Annotated in this window: 17 protein-coding genes and 1 tRNA gene; 11 read left to right on the top strand and 7 right to left on the bottom strand. The window is 59.1% G+C overall.

Translation table 11 applies throughout. The annotated features are described in order from the left end of the window. Positions 1–16 precede the first annotated feature (16 nt). Together SO058_RS08830 and SO058_RS08825 are read right to left on the bottom strand one after the other, a co-directional pair. Positions 17–1,324, bottom strand: a complete 1,308-nt coding sequence (locus tag SO058_RS08830; RefSeq protein WP_320842630.1) for a M23 family metallopeptidase — start codon at positions 1,322–1,324, stop codon at positions 17–19. Positions 1,325–1,447: 123 nt separating this feature from the next. Continuing rightward, a complete protein-coding gene (locus tag SO058_RS08825) occupies positions 1,448–2,350 on the bottom strand; it encodes a zinc dependent phospholipase C family protein (RefSeq protein WP_320842629.1) in 903 nt (300 codons plus the stop codon). A gap of 132 nt (positions 2,351–2,482) precedes the next feature. Between SO058_RS08825 and ychF the strand changes: the two genes are divergently transcribed. The 6 genes from ychF to SO058_RS08795 all read left to right on the top strand — a co-directional run bounded on the left by ychF (position 2,483) and on the right by SO058_RS08795 (position 9,668). Further along, positions 2,483–3,586, top strand: coding sequence for a redox-regulated ATPase YchF (gene ychF / locus SO058_RS08820; protein WP_320842628.1), 1,104 nt, complete (start codon positions 2,483–2,485; stop codon positions 3,584–3,586). 213 nt (positions 3,587–3,799) lie between these two features. Then, positions 3,800–5,491, top strand: a complete 1,692-nt coding sequence (locus tag SO058_RS08815) for a VanW family protein (RefSeq protein ID WP_320842627.1) — start codon at positions 3,800–3,802, stop codon at positions 5,489–5,491. 20 nt (positions 5,492–5,511) lie between these two features. Beyond that, positions 5,512–6,642, top strand: a complete 1,131-nt coding sequence (locus SO058_RS08810) for a DUF975 family protein (RefSeq protein WP_320842626.1) — start codon at positions 5,512–5,514, stop codon at positions 6,640–6,642. Between the two features lie 113 nt (positions 6,643–6,755). Continuing rightward, positions 6,756–8,681 (top strand): methionine--tRNA ligase, encoded by a 1,926-nt coding sequence (metG, locus tag SO058_RS08805; RefSeq protein WP_320842625.1) that lies wholly within the window; start codon positions 6,756–6,758, stop codon positions 8,679–8,681. A 58-nt stretch (positions 8,682–8,739) separates the two neighbouring features. Continuing rightward, a complete protein-coding gene (locus SO058_RS08800; protein ID WP_320842624.1) occupies positions 8,740–9,510 on the top strand; it encodes a TatD family hydrolase in 771 nt (256 codons plus the stop codon). Between the two features lie 82 nt (positions 9,511–9,592). Beyond that, positions 9,593–9,668: transfer RNA gene (locus SO058_RS08795), tRNA-Ala, on the top strand. 136 nt (positions 9,669–9,804) lie between these two features. Here SO058_RS08795 and SO058_RS08790 read toward each other — a convergent pair. From SO058_RS08790 to eda, 3 genes are read right to left on the bottom strand one after another with little or no spacing between them, the layout of a single operon-like run. Next, positions 9,805–10,830: a sugar kinase gene (locus SO058_RS08790; RefSeq protein WP_320842623.1), complete on the bottom strand. Its 1,026-nt coding sequence runs from the start codon at positions 10,828–10,830 to the stop codon at positions 9,805–9,807. A gap of 12 nt (positions 10,831–10,842) precedes the next feature. Next, positions 10,843–11,196, bottom strand: a complete 354-nt coding sequence (locus SO058_RS08785; RefSeq protein WP_320842622.1) for a VOC family protein — start codon at positions 11,194–11,196, stop codon at positions 10,843–10,845. Beyond that, entirely contained in the window at positions 11,189–11,833 is a 645-nt protein-coding gene (gene eda / locus SO058_RS08780) for a bifunctional 4-hydroxy-2-oxoglutarate aldolase/2-dehydro-3-deoxy-phosphogluconate aldolase (RefSeq protein ID WP_320842621.1), read from the bottom strand. The genes SO058_RS08785 and eda overlap by 8 nt, the downstream gene beginning before the upstream one ends. A gap of 194 nt (positions 11,834–12,027) precedes the next feature. Between eda and SO058_RS08775 the strand changes: the two genes are divergently transcribed. From SO058_RS08775 to SO058_RS08760, 4 genes are all read left to right on the top strand, one after another. After that, positions 12,028–12,792, top strand: a complete 765-nt coding sequence (locus tag SO058_RS08775) for an IclR family transcriptional regulator (RefSeq protein WP_320842620.1) — start codon at positions 12,028–12,030, stop codon at positions 12,790–12,792. A 62-nt stretch (positions 12,793–12,854) separates the two neighbouring features. After that, entirely contained in the window at positions 12,855–13,880 is a 1,026-nt protein-coding gene (locus SO058_RS08770) for a LacI family DNA-binding transcriptional regulator (RefSeq protein WP_320842619.1), read from the top strand. Positions 13,881–13,914: 34 nt separating this feature from the next. Further along, positions 13,915–14,670, top strand: a complete 756-nt coding sequence (locus tag SO058_RS08765; protein WP_320842618.1) for an alpha/beta hydrolase — start codon at positions 13,915–13,917, stop codon at positions 14,668–14,670. Next, positions 14,667–15,152: a GNAT family N-acetyltransferase gene (locus tag SO058_RS08760; RefSeq protein WP_320842617.1), complete on the top strand. Its 486-nt coding sequence runs from the start codon at positions 14,667–14,669 to the stop codon at positions 15,150–15,152. The genes SO058_RS08765 and SO058_RS08760 overlap by 4 nt, the downstream gene beginning before the upstream one ends. Before the next feature lie 37 nt (positions 15,153–15,189). Here SO058_RS08760 and SO058_RS08755 read toward each other — a convergent pair whose 3' ends face one another. After that, a complete protein-coding gene (locus SO058_RS08755; protein WP_320842616.1) occupies positions 15,190–15,438 on the bottom strand; it encodes a hypothetical protein in 249 nt (82 codons plus the stop codon). A gap of 108 nt (positions 15,439–15,546) precedes the next feature. Here SO058_RS08755 and SO058_RS08750 point away from each other — a divergent pair, with 108 nt between their 5' ends. Beyond that, positions 15,547–15,759: a helix-turn-helix domain-containing protein gene (locus tag SO058_RS08750; RefSeq protein ID WP_320842739.1), complete on the top strand. Its 213-nt coding sequence runs from the start codon at positions 15,547–15,549 to the stop codon at positions 15,757–15,759. 38 nt (positions 15,760–15,797) lie between these two features. Here SO058_RS08750 and SO058_RS08745 read toward each other — a convergent pair whose 3' ends face one another. Continuing rightward, positions 15,798–16,322 carry an HD domain-containing protein gene (locus SO058_RS08745; RefSeq protein WP_320842615.1) on the bottom strand — a complete coding sequence of 175 codons (525 nt, stop codon included), beginning with the start codon at positions 16,320–16,322 and terminating at the stop codon, positions 15,798–15,800. Between the last annotated feature and the right edge of the window lie 23 nt (positions 16,323–16,345).

The following is a 16,345-nucleotide window of genomic DNA, read 5'->3' as shown; positions in this document are numbered from 1 at the left end:
GACGTTCCCTTTACAGTTAAGAGAAAGCCAAATACCCCTGCGGATCGACCTTCTCGTCGTCGATCATCACCTCAAAATGCAGGTGCGGGCCGGTCGAGTTGCCCGTGTTGCCCGAAAGAGCGATTTTGTCGCCCTTGGCGACCACGTCGCCCGTTTGCACCAAAAGCTGCGAGTTGTGCCCATAGAGCGTCTTCATGCCGTTCTGGTGATCGAGAATGACATAGTTGCCATATCCGCCGCCGTCCCCGGCAAAAATGACCTTGCCGTTGTCCGCCGCGTATACCGGCGTGCCTTCTTCAACCGCCAGATCAACGCCGCCGTGCAGCCGTCCCCAGCGCCATTTGAACGCCGAAGTAAACGTATAGCTTGTGAGCGGATAATCGAGCGTGCCCGTGCCAATGCCGACGTTTTTGGTGCCGACCTCGACAACCTCGTTCTGCGCCGGGCTGAGCACCTTGCGTTCGAGCACTGTGCGGTCATGCTCCGAGCCGTCCACGGTCGTGATTTCGGCGGTGACGACCGCCTCGCCCTTGCGGCCCTCTTGCAGCGTGGCCTTATAGGTCTGGTCGAGCGTATCGTTTTCTTTGGTGACCGTCTCAAAGGGGATGTCCTCCGTGTAGGTCACCGAGCGCGTCGCGGTCACGTCGAGTCGGGGCGACAGGTCGTCGTACAGCGCACCGAAATCGCTCACGAGCTCGGTCGGTGCGATGACGCTCTGCACGCGCACGGCCTGAATAAACTCGGCGCTCTGGTCAGTCGCGGTGGTGTACTTGGATTTGATGCGGTCGAGCAGCGTTTGCGCGTCGTCCACCGAGCGGCACACGCCGGCTTTCTGTCCATCGACCGAGATAACGGCCAGCGTGTCCAGTCCCGGAGCGGCTTCGACCAGCGTGTCGCGCAGCTCGCCATATGTCAGGAACTGGTCGGCGGTGCCGCGCGTCACCTTGTAGTCGATCGAGAGCGGCAGTGCATAGTCGCCGCCGGCAAGGCTCTGCGCGCCGGATTCGATCTCGCTGACCGCCGCGGAGAGCATGTCCGGGTTTTCGATCATACCCAGCGGGCTGCCGCCGACCGAGACCAGCGTGCCCGTCTGGGTCAGCGCCGCGCCCGGCAGGACAAAGCAGGGCAGAAAGACGGCGAGCGCGCACATAGCGCGGTTGTGCCCGACGCGGTAGACGCCGCGCCCAATCACACGCCAGATTGGCAGATCGTATACCGCGCAGATGAACGCGTCGAGCAGCAGCACGCCGCGCACCACCGCGTAAAGCAGGCCGGAAAGCAGGCCTTCCAAAAAATGAAACAGGTTTCGCATAACAGTTCGCATGGAGGATGGGGTCCTCCACGATCCCTCCTTTCAAGATCCGAGGTTACAGTTTGGTAACAACGGATAGCATACGAGGGATGCGCGGCGAAGTCATACGAAACCTGTCGACAAGTTCGCGTTTTTTTAAATTTTCGGTTTGCTGCCCCGGAAATCCGTGGGGAAAAATCGCGGATCAAGGGGTTTTTGCTGATAATAGCGTTCAAGCACGGCGCGTTGGAGCGAAACCGCGAGCGGCACGGCAGCGTCGAACAAATCAAAGAATGAATCGGTGCGTTCCTGCCCATCGGCCGACCACGGGCGGTGCGCGGTGTTGGCGCAGTCGGCCGCGAGCGGCTCGGCAGGCCGGATGAGCGCCGAGGCCAGCCCGGCCTTGCCGACCATACGCTCCACCCGCTGGACGTGAGGAAGCGCGTGGCTGCCTGTATGCGCAAGGTGCAGCGCGCGGCGCATATCGTGCAGCGCGCGGTAGACCGTGGCGGGCGGCAGACGCATACCATAGGCGGTCTTGGCCGCCGCAGACAGGGTTTTGGCGAACACGGTGCATTCGGCGGCATGCGGGTCAAGCAGGCGGTAGGCCTCGAAGTGCTGGGCGTCGCCGGAAATATATTCGGCGATCAGGATGCCATCCAGATCCGAGCCGACGAGCTGGCGGCGTGCCTCGGCCGAAAAGCCGGGCAGGAAAAGCGCGAGGCGGTCGGCCTGCGCCGCGATCAGCGCGTGAGTGACGCGGTCGAGCGCGTAATGCGTGCAGAAGCCGAATGTGTAGGCGAGCGCAGCAGTGTCCCGCTGCGCCTGCGCAGCGGCGCACAGCCCTTCAAACAGCTTTTCGGGCGGCGTTTCATGCATCCGGTGGGCAAGCTTGCCCACCGGCCCCGCAAACGGGGCATGATAATAATATAGCGGATCCGGACCCTGTGCGCCCCAACGGTAAGCCGCGGGATATAGGGCCGCAGTGTGGGCGACTGCGTCACTCGTGACGCGCTGCACGGTGGCGGCGAAGATGTGATGCGTGGCGAAGCTTGGCATGGACGGGCACCTCCTTGGCGTTATGAACAGTATAACGCAAAACATTGCAAAATTCCAGCGAAAGCGGTATACTGAATTTATTGTAAAATCAGGGCGTATACGGCCCGGACAAAATAACGGGAGGAATCCTCTATGAAACTCGGAATCGTAGGCCTGCCCAACGTGGGCAAGTCCACGCTGTTCAACGCGATTACGCAGGCGGGCGCGGAGAGCGCGAATTATCCGTTCTGCACGATCGACCCTAACGTCGGCATGGTGGCCGTGCCGGACGAGCGCCTCGCGCCGCTGACCGAGCTGTACCACGCCAAAAAGACCACGCCGGCGGTCGTCGAGTTTGTCGACATCGCGGGGCTGGTGCGCGGCGCGTCCAAGGGCGAAGGGCTTGGAAATAAATTTTTGTCCCACATCCGTGAAGTCGACGCGATCGTGCATGTTGTGCGCTGTTTTGAGAATGATAACATCGTACACGTCGAAGGCTCGGTCGATCCGGCGCGCGATATTGAAACGATCAACCTGGAACTGATTCTTGCGGACATCGAGCATCTGGAGCGCCGCCTCGACCGTACGCGCAAAGCGGCCAAGGCAGATAAAAAGCTTGCGAAAGACGTAGAGGTTCTGGAAGCGCTCAAGAGCCATCTGGAAGAGGGCAAGACCGCACGCACTTTCCCAGACTTCGGCGAGGACGAGGATGTGGATCGCGTGGTCGGCGAGAGCGATCTGCTTTCCGCCAAGCGGGTGATCTACGCCGCCAATATGGACGAAGCGGGCTTCACGGGCGACGCGCAGGAGAACGCGCGCCTCGCCGCCGTGCAGCAGATCGCGGCGGACGAGGGCGCGATGGTGCTTCCCATCTGCGCCAAACTCGAGGAGGACATCGCCGCGATGGACGACGAGGAAAAGGACATGTTTCTGTCCGAACTCGGCCTGCATGAGTCCGGTCTCGACCGCCTGATCAAAGTATGCTACGACCTGCTCGGCCTGATGAGCTATCTGACTGCGGGCGAGCAGGAAGTGCGCGCATGGACGATCGAAAAGGGCACCAAGGCGCCGCAGGCCGCCGGCAAGATCCATACGGACTTTGAACGGGGCTTTATCCGCGCCGAGGTCATTAATTATAAGGATCTGATCGAGCTTGGCTCGCTCGCGGCCGCCCGGGAGAAGGGGCTTGTGCGTTCGGAGGGCAAGGAATACGTGATGCAGGACGGCGACGTCGTGCTGTTCCGGTTCAACGTTTAACCGCCGCGCGGCACGGATTTAACCGAATTGTTGTTGAATGTGCTACTGCCGCGGTCTATAATAAACGGGAGGCATTTTGTCGAATTACGGCGGGCGCTTTGTTCGCCGTTTTCTTTTGTGTATTGCGGCAGGCATCCCGCGCATATATAGACAGCGAAAAGGAGAACGCGCATGTTTGGCAATCAGAGGGAACCGAAGAAAGGAGCGCATACGGTGCAAAAACAGCAATCCGCGCCAAAGCCCGAAAAGGGAAAGAACCGCGCGCCGCTGGTCTGTGCGATTGTGGGCGGCGTAATTGCGCTGCTGTTTGTGCTGCTTTGCGGCTTCACCTATTTATATCCCAATGTGTTTCCCGGCGTGACGGCGGGTTCGATCCCGGTGGGCGGCATGTCGCTTTCCGCGGCCGAGCGGGCCATTGAGGAAAAAAGCGCGCCGCTCTATGAGGACGCCGACGTTTCCGTGAAAATTTACGAAACGACCTACGATATCCCGGTGGCCTCGGTGCTGAAAGGTGTGGACGCTGCGCAGTCGGCGCAGAACGCGCGCGCCATCGGACGGACGGGCAACCCGTTTTCGCGCATTTGGCAGATGGTCAAGGCGCTTGCCGGACAGGGCGACGCGCAGCTCGCCGCGACCGTGGATGCGGACGGCCTGAACAAAGCCCTCACGGACATCGCAAAAGAAGCGCTGACTGATCCGGTCGAACCGACGTGGGATATCGGCGAGGACACCATGACCATCCACGCGGGCAAGCCGGGCGTCAAGTTTGACGGCGCGGCCGTCGAGCAGGCGCTGGCGGATAAGATCTGTTTGATGGATTTTGCGCCCTACGAGGTCGATACCGAACTGACTGAGACTCCGCAGATCGACATGGATAAAATCGGGGAAGCCGTCATCGGCGGGCCGGTCAATGCAACAGTCGACAAAGCGGATGGCAAGACCATTATCCCGGAAAAGCCGGGCGTTGAATTTGATCAGGAGGAAGCAAAAAAGATCGTAGGGGACGGGACGGCCGAAAGCTATTCGATCCCGATTAAAAAGACCGCGGCCGCGGTCACGGCGGCCGACCTCAAGGAAAAGCTGTTTCGCGACACGCTTGCGCGCACTGCCACCGAACTCAACGAGGGCAATGTGCCGCGCACCAATAATATCCGGCTGGCCGCAAAGGCCATTAACGGGACTATTTTGAACCCGGGCGACGAATTTTCCTACAACGGCGTGGTCGGCGAACGTTCCGAGGCGCGGGGCTACAAGCCTGCCGGCGCGTATGCTAACGGCAAGATTATTGAGGAGTTCGGCGGCGGCGTCTGCCAGCCGTCCTCGACACTGTATATGGCGGTGCTGCGCGCCGATTTGGAGGTGACAGAGCGCACCAACCATTCGTTCACTGTTGCTTACACGCCTCTGGGCGAGGATGCGACGGTTGATTATGGATCGCTCGATTTCCGCTTTAAAAACAACACGGCGTATCCGGTCAAGATTTTGGCCGAGCAGTCGAACGGGCAAATGATCATGACGATCGTCGGCACGAAAACGTCAGACAAGTCGGTCAAGACGCGCACAGAGGTCTTGCAGACCTATGGCTTTAAAACCGTGGAGAAAAAAGACAATTCGATGAAGGTCGGACAGACGCGCGTCGACCAGAGCGGCATCACGGGCTATTCCACCCGCACCTATAAGCAGATCACCGAAAACGGCAAGACGACCGAGGTGCTGGCCAACAACTCGCGCTATGATTCGCGCGACAAGATCGTTTACGTGGGCACGATAGAGCCGGAGAAGCCGAAGCCCGAGGCACCCAAACCGGAAACGCCCGCGAAAGACCCGGAGCAGTCCGGGGAGCAAACGCCTGAAACGTCCGGCGGCGGAGAAGCGCCGCCGGCTGAACAGGATATTGACACCTGACAATAGGGGGAGGACAAATCATGAATTATACCGCACAGGTCCGCAAGGACATCAAAAGGGAGTGCAAGGCACGGGTCAAGGAACGGCTGGGCAGCTGCGTGGGTATCCAGTTTCTGTTTGCGCTGCCGTTCGTACTGCTGACCGTCATTATGGTGGTCGCGATTTATGGCGGGCTGTTTTCCGCGTTGGTATCGGCGGCCTCGGCGGGCGTGATGCTGACGGATGAGATGCTGACGAATGTGATCGTCAATAACATGATGCATGGTGCGATGAATACGATCTGGGTGGCTACGCTGGTTTCTGTCATCATCAGCGGGCCGCTTACATACGGCCTGATGAAGTTTTATATCGGCCTGCGCCACGGTGAGGAGCCGCACGCCGGCATTCTGTTTAAGCCCTTTACTTCGGGGCGCTCGCTGTGGACTGGCATGAAAATGTCGTTCTGCCTGACGTTCCGCGCGTTGCTGTGGGTCATCGTGCCGGTCCTCCTTTGGGTGATCGTGTTCATAGCCGTCATTATCAGCTCGGCAGTCGGAGGCTCTGTGGAGCCACCGATGGGCTTTATCTTCGCAAGCTATTTTGTGCTGCTGATCGCGATGATCCCGATCGAAATCAAGGTCATGACCTATCAGGCAGGCTGGCTGATCGTCAACAATGATGAGGAGACCGGCGTATGGGCCGCCACCCGCGAGGCGAGCCATGTGTTCAAGGGACATTATGGAAAGCTGGTCGTCTTCGCGCTTAGCTTTATCCTATGGTACCTGCTGATGTTCGGCGTTGTTTACGGCTGCTTCGCGCTCGGCGCCGTCGGCATCGCGCTGCTCGGGCCGGGCAGCGGCGCTGCGGTGCTTATCGTTTCGGTGATCGCGGGGCTTTGCCTCGACGTGGTGCTGTCCGCGTTTGTCAATACATATGTGAACACCTCGTTTATCGGCCTATATGAATACTTCAAGGGGCCGTCCGTGAACGCGGCCGCGCCGGAGTACGCACAGCCGTTCTATTCGGCTCCCGCCTCGGCACCGATTTCTGAAGTGCCGCAGGCGCCCGCCCCGCAGCCTAAACCCGAACAGACGGAAGAAGCGCCCGCATCCCCCGAGGACGACGGAAGCGCGGACAATGCTTCGGATGACGCTGGCCGGACAGGCGAATAATCCCCGGCACCCCAAAAGCGGCAGGACAGCGTCCTGCCGCTTTTTTCTCTTGTGTTTTCTGGCTTTTCTGGCTATAATAAGAGGGAACGGGAAATAAAAGGAGCGGAAATGTTATGGAAAAGAAACCGTATTATATATCGACGGCGATCGCCTATACCTCGGCCAAGCCGCATATCGGAAACACGTATGAAATCGTGCTGGCCGACGCGATCGCACGTTATAAGCGTCTGACCGGATACGACGTATATTTCCAGACCGGCACCGATGAGCACGGTCAGAAGATCCAGGAAAAGGCCGAAGCCGCCGGCATCTCGCCGCAGCAGCACGTCGACAATGTGGCTTCCGAGGTCAAACGCATCTGGGATCTGATGAACACGACCTACGACGCGTTCGTGCGCACGACCGACCCGGTGCACGAAAAGAAAGTGCAAAAGATATTTAAAAAGTTGTACGATCAGGGGGATATTTATAAGGGCAGCTACAAAGGCAAATACTGCAAGCCCTGTGAATCGTTTTGGACCGAGAGCCAGCTGAAAGACGGCTGCTGTCCGGACTGCGGCCGCCCGGTCGTGGACGCAGAGGAGGAAGCATACTTCTTCAAAATGAGCAAGTATGCCGACCGCCTGATGGAGCACATTGAAACGCATCCCGAGTTCATTCAGCCCGAGAGCCGCAAAAACGAGATGGTCAACAATTTCCTAAAACCCGGGCTTCAGGATCTGTGCGTGTCGCGCACGTCGTTTTCCTGGGGCATCCCGGTCGATTTTGACCCCGGCCATGTGGTCTATGTCTGGCTGGATGCGCTGACCAACTATATCACCTTTTGTGGTTACGACCCCGATGGCAACCACGACGGGCACTACAAAAAATTCTGGCCTGCCGATGTGCATTTGATCGGCAAGGACATTATCCGGTTCCACACAATCTACTGGCCCATCTTCCTGATGGCGCTTGGCGAACCGCTGCCGAAGCAGGTGTTCGGCCACCCGTGGCTGCTCGTGGGCGACGGCAAGATGTCCAAATCGCTCGGCAATGTCATTTACGCGGACGATCTGGTGCGGCTGTTCGGCGTGGACGCGGTGCGCTACTACGTGCTTCACGAAATGCCGTTTGGAAACGACGGCGTCATTTCCTACGAACTGATTTGTGAACGCATCAATTCCGATTTGGCGAACGTGCTCGGCAACCTGGTAAACCGCACGATCGCAATGACCAAAAAGTATTTCGGCGGCGTTATTCCCGCGCCGTCCGCGCCCGAGCCTCTTGACGAGGAGCTGAAAGCCCTCGCGCTCGCGCTGCCCGCAGCGGTTGAAAAGCGCATGAGCGACCTGCACGTGGCGGACGCGATGGATGAGATCTTTGCGCTGCTGCGCCGCTCGAATAAGTATATCGATGAAACGATGCCGTGGGCGCTTGCCAAGGACGAGGAGAAGAAATCGCGCCTCGGTACGGTGCTGTATAACTTGCTCGAATCCATCCGCTTCGCAGCAGCTATGCTGAAGCCCTATCTGCCCGAAACCGCAGACAGGATCTTCGCGCAGCTCGGCGTCCCGAATCAGGGCGTGGAAAGCCTTGCGGCCTTTGGCGGAACGCTTGTTGGCGGCGCGGTGGGCGAGGCGGCCATCCTGTTCGAGCGCATTGACATCCCGAAAAAACTTGCCGAGATCGAGGAGGAGAATGCGGCCAAAAACCCGCCCGCCGTCACCTTCCTGCCCGATATCACGTTTGACGAGTTCTGCAAGGTCGATATGACGGTGTGCAAGGTGCTTAAGTGCGAGAACGTGAAAAAGAGCGAAAAGCTGCTCAAATTCCAGCTTGACGACGGCTCAGGCAAGCCGCGCCAGATTCTATCCGGCATCGCCAAGTTTTACAAGGCTGAAGAACTGGTCGGAAAGACGGTAGTCGCCGTGACCAATCTGCCGCCTCGCAAGATGATGGGGCAAGAAAGCTGCGGCATGCTGCTGTCTGCGGAAAAGGACGGCGTGCTCAATCTGGTCATGCTCGATGATAAGATCGAGGCAGGTTCAAAATTCTGTTAAACGAGAAGCGGCGGGCTGCCATCCGGCGGCCTGCCGCTTGCTTTTGGAGGACAACACCATGCTGTTTGATACCCATGCTCATTATGACGATAACCGCTTTGACAGCGACCGTGACGAACTGCTCTCATCCATGCCGGCGAACAATGTCGGCCTGATCCTCAATCCCGCGGTGGACTTGGAGTCCAGTCGCACGGTAGTGAGCTATGCACAAAAATACCCGTTTTTATATGCTGCAGTTGGGATCCATCCAGAAGATTGGAACAAAAATTGGAAAAATGACTTATTGGTCATTAAAGAACTGGCGCAGAATGAGCACAAAGTGCGGGCGATCGGTGAGATCGGCCTCGACTATTATTGGGAAAAGGATCCGGAGGGCCGCGCGGTGCAGCAAGAGGTTTTTCGCGCGCAGATGGCGCTGGCGGAAGAACTTTTGCTGCCCGTCATCGTGCATGACCGGGACGCGCACGCAGACTGCCTGACGATCACGAAAGAGTTTTCCCATGTGCGCGGCGTATACCACTGCTTCGCGGGCAGCGTGGAGATGGCGCGGGAGTTGCTGGAACTGGGATACTATCTCTCGTTCACAGGTGTCATTACGTTCAAGAACGCGAAACGGGCGTTGGATGTGATTCGCGAAGCACCGCTCGAACGACTGATGGTAGAAACGGACGCGCCCTATATGGCGCCCGAACCGTACCGCGGTCGCCGCAATTCTTCTCTGTATGTATACCGTATGGCGGAGGCGATCGCCGAGGTGAAAGGAGTGGCAGTATCCGAGGTAGAACGGATCACAACTGAGAACGGCAAGCGCCTATTTCAAATTGCGTGAAGAATTTTCGGAAAATCCTTGACAACGCAGGTGTAGCCTAGTATAATAATTTCTGTCGTCAGGATTGGCGGCAGAACCCAACGGGGGATTAGCTCAGCTGGGAGAGCGCCTGCATGGCATGCAGGAGGTCAGCGGTTCGATCCCGCTATTCTCCACCAAATGAAAAAGCCGAACCTGATTTTCAGGTTTGGCTTTTTTTGTACGGAACCGTTATTCCATATAAAAACAGACCGCTCTGGTGTAGAGCGGTCTGCTTTTATCAATTTGGGAGGTTTTTCAAATTCTAAGCAGGATTCAGCGCTGGATACGGCCTGAGCCGTCGCCGCCGGCCAGCTTTTCGACCTCGGCTACGGTGACCATGTTATAGTCGCCCTCGATCGTGTGCTTAAGCGCGGAAGCGGCTACCGCGAACTCAACAGCCTGCTGCGTGGATTTTCCGGTGAGCAGCGAGTAGATCAGGCCGCCGCCGAACGAATCGCCGCCGCCGACGCGGTCGATAATGCGCAGCTCGTATTTCTTGGAGAAGCAGTATTCGCCCGAAGCGGCGTCATACAGCATGGCGCTCCAGCCGTTATCCGAAGCCGAGTGGGATTCGCGCAGCGTGATGGCGACCTTCTCAAAGCCAAACTTATCGGCGAGCTGCTTGGCGACCGACTTGTAGCCCTCGCGGTTGATTTCGCCCGCGTAAATGTCGGTGGCCTCGGCTTCGATGCCAAACACGTCCTTGGCGTCCTCCTCGTTGGAGATGCACACGTCTACGTACTGGCACAGGTCGGTCATCGCCGCGCGCGCCTCGTCGCGGGTCCAGAGCTTGCCGCGGTAGTTCAAATCGCACGAAATTTTGACGCCGCGCGCTTTGGCTGCCTTGCACGCTTCACGGCAGATATCCACTACGTTCGCGCCGAGCGCCGGGGTGATGCCGGTGAAGTGGAACCAGTCCACGCCCTCAAAAATCTTATTCCAGTCGAAGTCCGCAGCCGAAGCCAGCTGGATCGCGGAATTTGCGCGGTCATAAATGCAGACCGAGCCGCGCTGGGAGGCGCCCTTTTCGTTATAGTAAATGCCGACACGGTCGCCGCCGCGCACGATCATCGAGGTGTCCACACCGTAGCGGCGCAGCGAGTTGACAGCCGCCTGGCCGATGGCGTGCGCCGGCAGTTTGGTGACAAACGCGGCGTCCAGACCGTAGTTCGCGAGCGAAACGGCCACGTTGGCCTCTCCGCCGCCAAAAGAAAACTCCAGATGGTCGGCCTGTAAAAACCGCTCATAGTTATAGGGCTGCAGGCGAACCATTAATTCGCCAAAGGTTACGACTTTCATTCCGTTCTCCTCCTAAATATCTTTCTTGCCGACCAGATGGACGGCAAAACCACAGATTTCCTCCGTCAGATAAATGGCGTTCAGCGTACTGTCCGCCTTGTACTTGGCGGTGGATTCGTCAAACGCGAAGCCACGCGATTCAAGCTCGGCCTTGGCCTCGGCAACGTCGGGCGTGCCGATGGCGATATGGCCGTTTTTTCCTTTATACGGCGTTTTCATGACCTCAATGCCCGCGCCTGCGAAAATGGAAGAGTTGCCGGGCTTCACCTCGAAGCCGAACAGCAGGCCAAACAACTCGGCGGCTTTGCGAGCCTCCGCTTCGTTCGCGGCATTGATGCCGACATGGGCAAGCGCGAATTTAGGCATTGCGCGCCTCTTTCACGATCGCGACCGACTGCTTGCACAGGTCGGTGATCTCGTCCCACTTCTGGTTGTCGATCAGATCGGCGGTGACCATGTAGGATCCGCCGCAGGCCGCGATGATCGGGGTTTTGGCGTACTCCGCCAGATTTTTCAGCGAGATGCCGCCGGTCGGCATGACCTTGAACATCGGGAACGGCGCGCTCATCGCCTTGATCTTGGCTAGGCCGCCGGACTGTTCGGCGGGGAAGAACTTGAGCACCTCGAGGCCGAATTTATAGGCGGTGTGGTAATCGGTCGGCGTGGTGCAGCCGGGGAAGATGGCGATGTCCTTTTTCTGGCAATAGGCCACCAGATCGGGGTCCATACCGGGTGTGACGATGAACTGTGCGCCTGCGGCGATCGCCTCATCCACCTGGGAGATGGTAAGCACCGTGCCGGCGCCGACCAGCATATCGGGATAGGCTTCGCGCATGGCCTTGATTGCTTTTTCTGCGCCCGCCGCGCGGAATGTGACCTCTGCCACCGGAACGCCGCCCTCGACCAGCGCCTTAGCCAGGGGAGCCGCGTCGCGCTCGGGGTTATTCAGCTTGATGACCGGTACTACACCGATCGACTGGATGCGTTTTTCGATTTCGTTCATGACAAGCCATCCTCTCAATGTTTCATATTATGGAATAACGTTTCACAAATTTGCTATCTGCTTTCATTATAAAACTCCCCCGTCAAAATGCAAGAGTTTTCTGAAAGCAATCTGTGCAAAGTTTCTCTTGTTTTTTTGGGCAAAATCTATTAAAATGAAACAAAGTTCCACAATGCGAAACGGAAGTGAGAATCATGGCGGAAACAACGACAGTACAGTCGCTCGACCGAGCGTTTGATCTGCTCGAGCTATTGTGCAAGAGCCGGAACGGCTTGACAATCGGCGCGATGAGCGCGCATACCGGCCTGCATAAATCGACCGTGCACCGGCTGCTGGCTTCAATGTGTGCGCGCGGCTATGTGGTGCGTGACGGCGAGACCAGCGTGTACCATGCAGGCATGCGCATCTGCGAGCTGAGCGGCTGCATCATGGACAATATCGACGTGATCGAGCGCGCCCGCGCACCGATGGAACGGCTTAGCCGGGAGACCGGGGAAACCGTGCATCTGGTGATGCAGGATGAGCGCGATATCGTGTATATCCACAAAGTCGAGAGCGTTTCAGGGGGCATCCGCATGTTCTCGCGCATCGGCATGCGCCGCCCGCTTTACTGCACGGGCGTAGGCAAGGCCATTTTGGCGACTTGGCCGGAGGACGAGGCGCGCGCGGCCTGGCGAGCGAGCGATATCGAAGCCTGCACCGAGCACACCATCACGACCGAGGACGGCTTTTTGCGCGAGCTGACGCGCGTGCGCCGCCTGGGTTATGCGCTGGATAACGAGGAAAATGAGCTGGGCGTGCGCTGCATCGCGGCGGCGGTGCTCGATTTCCGGGGACGGGCGAGCTATGCGCTGTCTATCTCCGCGCCGCTCAGCCGCATGACGGACGAACGTATCGCAGAGCTTCGCATCCCGCTGCTCGCGGTGCGCGATGAGATCGCCGCCGCACTGGGCGGCTGAGCGTGCCGTCCGCTACTGCGTGATTGAATGAAAAGACATTTGATGAGTGGAGGAAAGGCGAAATGGCGGTGACACTGGCACAAATCGCGGCGCTCGCAGGCGTGTCGCGCGGCACGGTAGACCGCGCGCTCAACGGCCGCGGGCGCATCGACCCCAAGGTCGCCGCGCGCATCCGGCGCATCGCGGGAGAACTGGGCTACCAGCCCAACCGGGCGGGCAAGCTGCTTGCGCGCGCGAAAAACCCAATGAAGATCGGCGTGATCATCCAGTCGGTCAAAACCGCGTTTATGAGCATGGTGCTGCGGGAAACCGAGCAGGCCATGGCGCATTTTGCTTCGGACGGCGCGGAAGTGCTGCTCCGCACGACGGACACTATCGACGCGTCCCTCCAGCTTGCACAGATCGACGAACTGGTCGAAGCAGGTATCAGCGGACTGGCGATCACGCCCGCCGAGGATACGCGCATCCAGGCCCGGCTCGATAAACTGGCGGGCCGCATCCCAGTGGTCACGTTCAACACCGACCTGCCCGAGGGGGCGAAACGGCTGTGCTATGTCGGGCAGGACAATTATGCGGTCGGCCGCGCGTGCGCCGGGCTGATGGGGCTTGCGCTGCATGGGCAGGGCGAAGTGCTCGTGGTCGCGGGCTCGGCGAAGAACTGGTCGCACCAGCAGCGCGTGGAGGGCTTTTGCGACGAGGCGCGCGCCGAATTTCCCGGTCTGCGCCTGTTGCCGCCGCAGACCTGCGAGGACGACCAGAAGCAGGCGCACGATATCGTGTGCGGCGCCGTGCGGGAGCATCCGGGACTGGCCGGGGTGTATGTGTCGGTCAACGGGCAGGCGGGCGCGTGCGACGCGATCCGTGAGCTTGGGCTGCGCGGCAGGCTGCACTTGGTCTGCCACGATCTGACGCCGGTGAACGCGCAAAACGTGCGCGACGGCTTGATCGACTTTTTGATCGACCAGGACGCACATGAGCAGGGAGTGCGCCCGGTCGAACTGCTGCTCGATTACCTGCTCGTCGGCGAGAGGCCGCCCGCCGGGCGGCTGCTGACGCGCATCGATATCCGCAACCGGTATAATGTTTGACGGGGAGCAGTTTTTATTGGAGGAGGAACGGCTGATGGAGAGTATCCCGCTGCCGCAGGGGGGCAGGCTGACGCGGTTTGCCGCACAGGAAACGCGCAGCGTTTGGAAGATCGTGCTCTGCCCGGGCGGCGGCTATGAATTTTGCTCGATCCGAGAGGGCGCGCCGGTCGCACGGGCGTTCGCGCGTGCGGGGATCGAGGCGTTCGTATTGGAATATGCCTGCGAACCCGTGCCGCTCGGCAGGCGGCCGCTCGCGCAGCTGTCCGAAGCGGCGGCGTATGTGCGAAAGGATGATCCGGCGGCGCGGCTTGCTGTCGGCGGTTTTTCGGCGGGTGGGCATTTGGCCGCGCTGTTTGGGACGGCCTGGCATAGGCAAGATTGGTTTGCGCCGGGCACAGATGTGCGGGCGTACCGCCCGGACGCGCTGATTTTGGGCTATCCGGTCGTCACAGCGGGCGAATACGCGCACCGCGGCAGCTTGGACAGGCTCGCGGCGCGTGAGGAGCAGGCCGGCTATTCGGCGGAACTGCTGGTTGACAAACACACCCCGCCCGCTTTTTTATGGCATACGCTGGAAGACGCGACGGTGCCTGTGGAAAACACCTTGCTGTTTGAAAGGGCGCTGCGCGCGGCTGGCGTGCCGCACGAGCTGCACCTGTTCCCGAACGGCGTTCACGGCCTAGCGCTGGCCGATCTGGAGACCGCCGACCCGGTGCGCGGCCGCCTGCCCGACCGCCATGTGGCGCGGTGGCTGGGCCTGTGCATAGAGTGGCTGAAGGAGCTGGAATGAACATACGCAAAACCACGCGAAACGATCTGCCCGCGCTGCTGGCGCTGTACGCCGGGGCGCGGCGTTTTATGCGGGAGCAGGGAAACCCAAACCAGTGGGGCGATGCACGGCCCTCCGAAGCCATACTGCGCGCCGATATCGGCGCGGGCGTGAGCTACGTCTGCGAGCAGGGGGACGCGCTTTTGGCCGCATTCAGCTTTTGGGTGGGCGGTGAACCGACTTATGCGCGCATTGAAAACGGCGCATGGCTGAACGACGCGCCGTATGGCGTGGTGCACCGGCTTGCTTCCGCCCGGCAAATGCGCGGGGCGGGGCAGTTTTGTTTGGAATGGTGCTTTGCACAGTGCGGCAACCTGCGCATCGATACCCATACGGACAACCAGCCGATGCAGAATTTGCTGCGCAAGCTGGGATTTGCATATTGCGGCGTGATCTATCTGGAGGATGGCGCGCCGCGGCTGGCCTTTCAGAAAAACGTATAGAAAAACCCCGCCGGGCTATCCGGCGGGGTTTACTAATTTAAAAGCCGTGTCGGTGCTCGATCCGGCTGCCCATGCGCTCGAAAACACAGATGATTTTCTCAATGCGCACGAAACAGTCCGCATCGGACAGCGTATCGTTTTCCAAAATCTCTTTAATTTGCCGGAGCGCCGTATAGCTGGCCGACTCGATCAATTTTTCCGGGGCGACGCCTTGGAGATCGGGGAAAGATATTTCTATTCGCTGGCGGGCAAGGATCTCCCGCAAAATATCCTGATAAAGCTCCATACACATCACCTCACATCTCATATTCTAAGGGAAATACCCTTGAAAGTCAATAAGGGATATGCCCTTAACGCATACTGTTGATGAGGTGAGGAATGCGTGTATGAGCATATGCGTGGACTGCGTGAGGACCGGGATTTATCCCAGAAAGAGTTGGCGGTATTGCTGAAAGTTCATCAGACGACTTATTCGGATTACGAGCTGGGCAATATCAATATCCCGACAGCGATCCTGATGAGGCTCGCGGAGTTTTACGGGACCAGCATCGACTATCTGCTGGATTTCACCGATCAACGAATCCCCTATCCACGCAGGGGACGATAAAAAAGCCGCCCGGACAGACGCATCCGGGCGGCTCTTTTTTATGCCGAAACGGCAAACAATTTTTGATAAAACGCAGTCATATAACCGCCGAGCGCGACAGTCATTTCCCTCGAGGCCACGGCCTTGTCGGCCAGCGTCACGATCCAAGCGATCCGCGTGCGCGGCATGGCGGCGAGCGGGAACATATGGCGGGCAATCGCTTCGCATTCCCGGTCGGTCAGGCCGAACATGGTTTTGGCGCGGTCCGCCGCGATGTGGCCATGCACAAAGGCATGCATGCGGGCGAGGCGCTGGACGCCGGAAAAATGGCGCAGATACCGGCGAAAGCGTTCGCCGTGCCAGTCATAGCCAAAGAAATCGTGCAGCAGCGCCGCACGGACGACAGACGCCGTCTCGTCCTCCGACAGACGCATCTTACGGGCGAGCCGGTAAGCCATCTCCGCGACGGAAACCGAATGGTCGTACACCGAGTTTTGCTCTCCGTGGTGGACAAACTCGCGCAGCTGTAAAAACCGCGGGTGCTCCAAGATGTCGCGCGTGATCTGCTGAAATTCGCTGTCCATCGGAATCACCCTCTTTCTTTTTA

The organism is Agathobaculum sp. (assembly GCF_034098985.1).
Lineage (GTDB): Bacteria > Bacillota > Clostridia > Oscillospirales > Butyricicoccaceae > Agathobaculum.
The sequence above is the reverse complement of the archived record's forward strand: the minus strand, read 5'-3'. Positions and strand labels throughout refer to the sequence as shown.

What these genes read in the sequence shown, in the direction of transcription:
- SO058_RS08825 (WP_320842629.1), bottom strand. Translation starts at nt 2,350, where the DNA reads ATGCCAAGCTTCGCCACGCATCACATCTTCGCCGCCACCGTGCAGCGC.
- SO058_RS08750 (WP_320842739.1), top strand. Translation starts at nt 15,547, where the DNA reads ATGCGTGGACTGCGTGAGGACCGGGATTTATCCCAGAAAGAGTTGGCG.
- SO058_RS08790 (WP_320842623.1), bottom strand. Translation starts at nt 10,830, where the DNA reads ATGAAAGTCGTAACCTTTGGCGAATTAATGGTTCGCCTGCAGCCCTAT.
- ychF (WP_320842628.1), top strand. Translation starts at nt 2,483, where the DNA reads ATGAAACTCGGAATCGTAGGCCTGCCCAACGTGGGCAAGTCCACGCTG.
- SO058_RS08760 (WP_320842617.1), top strand. Translation starts at nt 14,667, where the DNA reads ATGAACATACGCAAAACCACGCGAAACGATCTGCCCGCGCTGCTGGCG.
- SO058_RS08830 (WP_320842630.1), bottom strand. Translation starts at nt 1,324, where the DNA reads ATGCGAACTGTTATGCGAAACCTGTTTCATTTTTTGGAAGGCCTGCTT.
- metG (WP_320842625.1), top strand. Translation starts at nt 6,756, where the DNA reads ATGGAAAAGAAACCGTATTATATATCGACGGCGATCGCCTATACCTCG.
- SO058_RS08800 (WP_320842624.1), top strand. Translation starts at nt 8,740, where the DNA reads ATGCTGTTTGATACCCATGCTCATTATGACGATAACCGCTTTGACAGC.
- SO058_RS08745 (WP_320842615.1), bottom strand. Translation starts at nt 16,322, where the DNA reads ATGGACAGCGAATTTCAGCAGATCACGCGCGACATCTTGGAGCACCCG.
- SO058_RS08785 (WP_320842622.1), bottom strand. Translation starts at nt 11,196, where the DNA reads ATGCCTAAATTCGCGCTTGCCCATGTCGGCATCAATGCCGCGAACGAA.
- eda (WP_320842621.1), bottom strand. Translation starts at nt 11,833, where the DNA reads ATGAACGAAATCGAAAAACGCATCCAGTCGATCGGTGTAGTACCGGTC.
- SO058_RS08770 (WP_320842619.1), top strand. Translation starts at nt 12,855, where the DNA reads ATGGCGGTGACACTGGCACAAATCGCGGCGCTCGCAGGCGTGTCGCGC.
- SO058_RS08755 (WP_320842616.1), bottom strand. Translation starts at nt 15,438, where the DNA reads ATGGAGCTTTATCAGGATATTTTGCGGGAGATCCTTGCCCGCCAGCGA.
- SO058_RS08810 (WP_320842626.1), top strand. Translation starts at nt 5,512, where the DNA reads ATGAATTATACCGCACAGGTCCGCAAGGACATCAAAAGGGAGTGCAAG.
- SO058_RS08765 (WP_320842618.1), top strand. Translation starts at nt 13,915, where the DNA reads ATGGAGAGTATCCCGCTGCCGCAGGGGGGCAGGCTGACGCGGTTTGCC.
- SO058_RS08775 (WP_320842620.1), top strand. Translation starts at nt 12,028, where the DNA reads ATGGCGGAAACAACGACAGTACAGTCGCTCGACCGAGCGTTTGATCTG.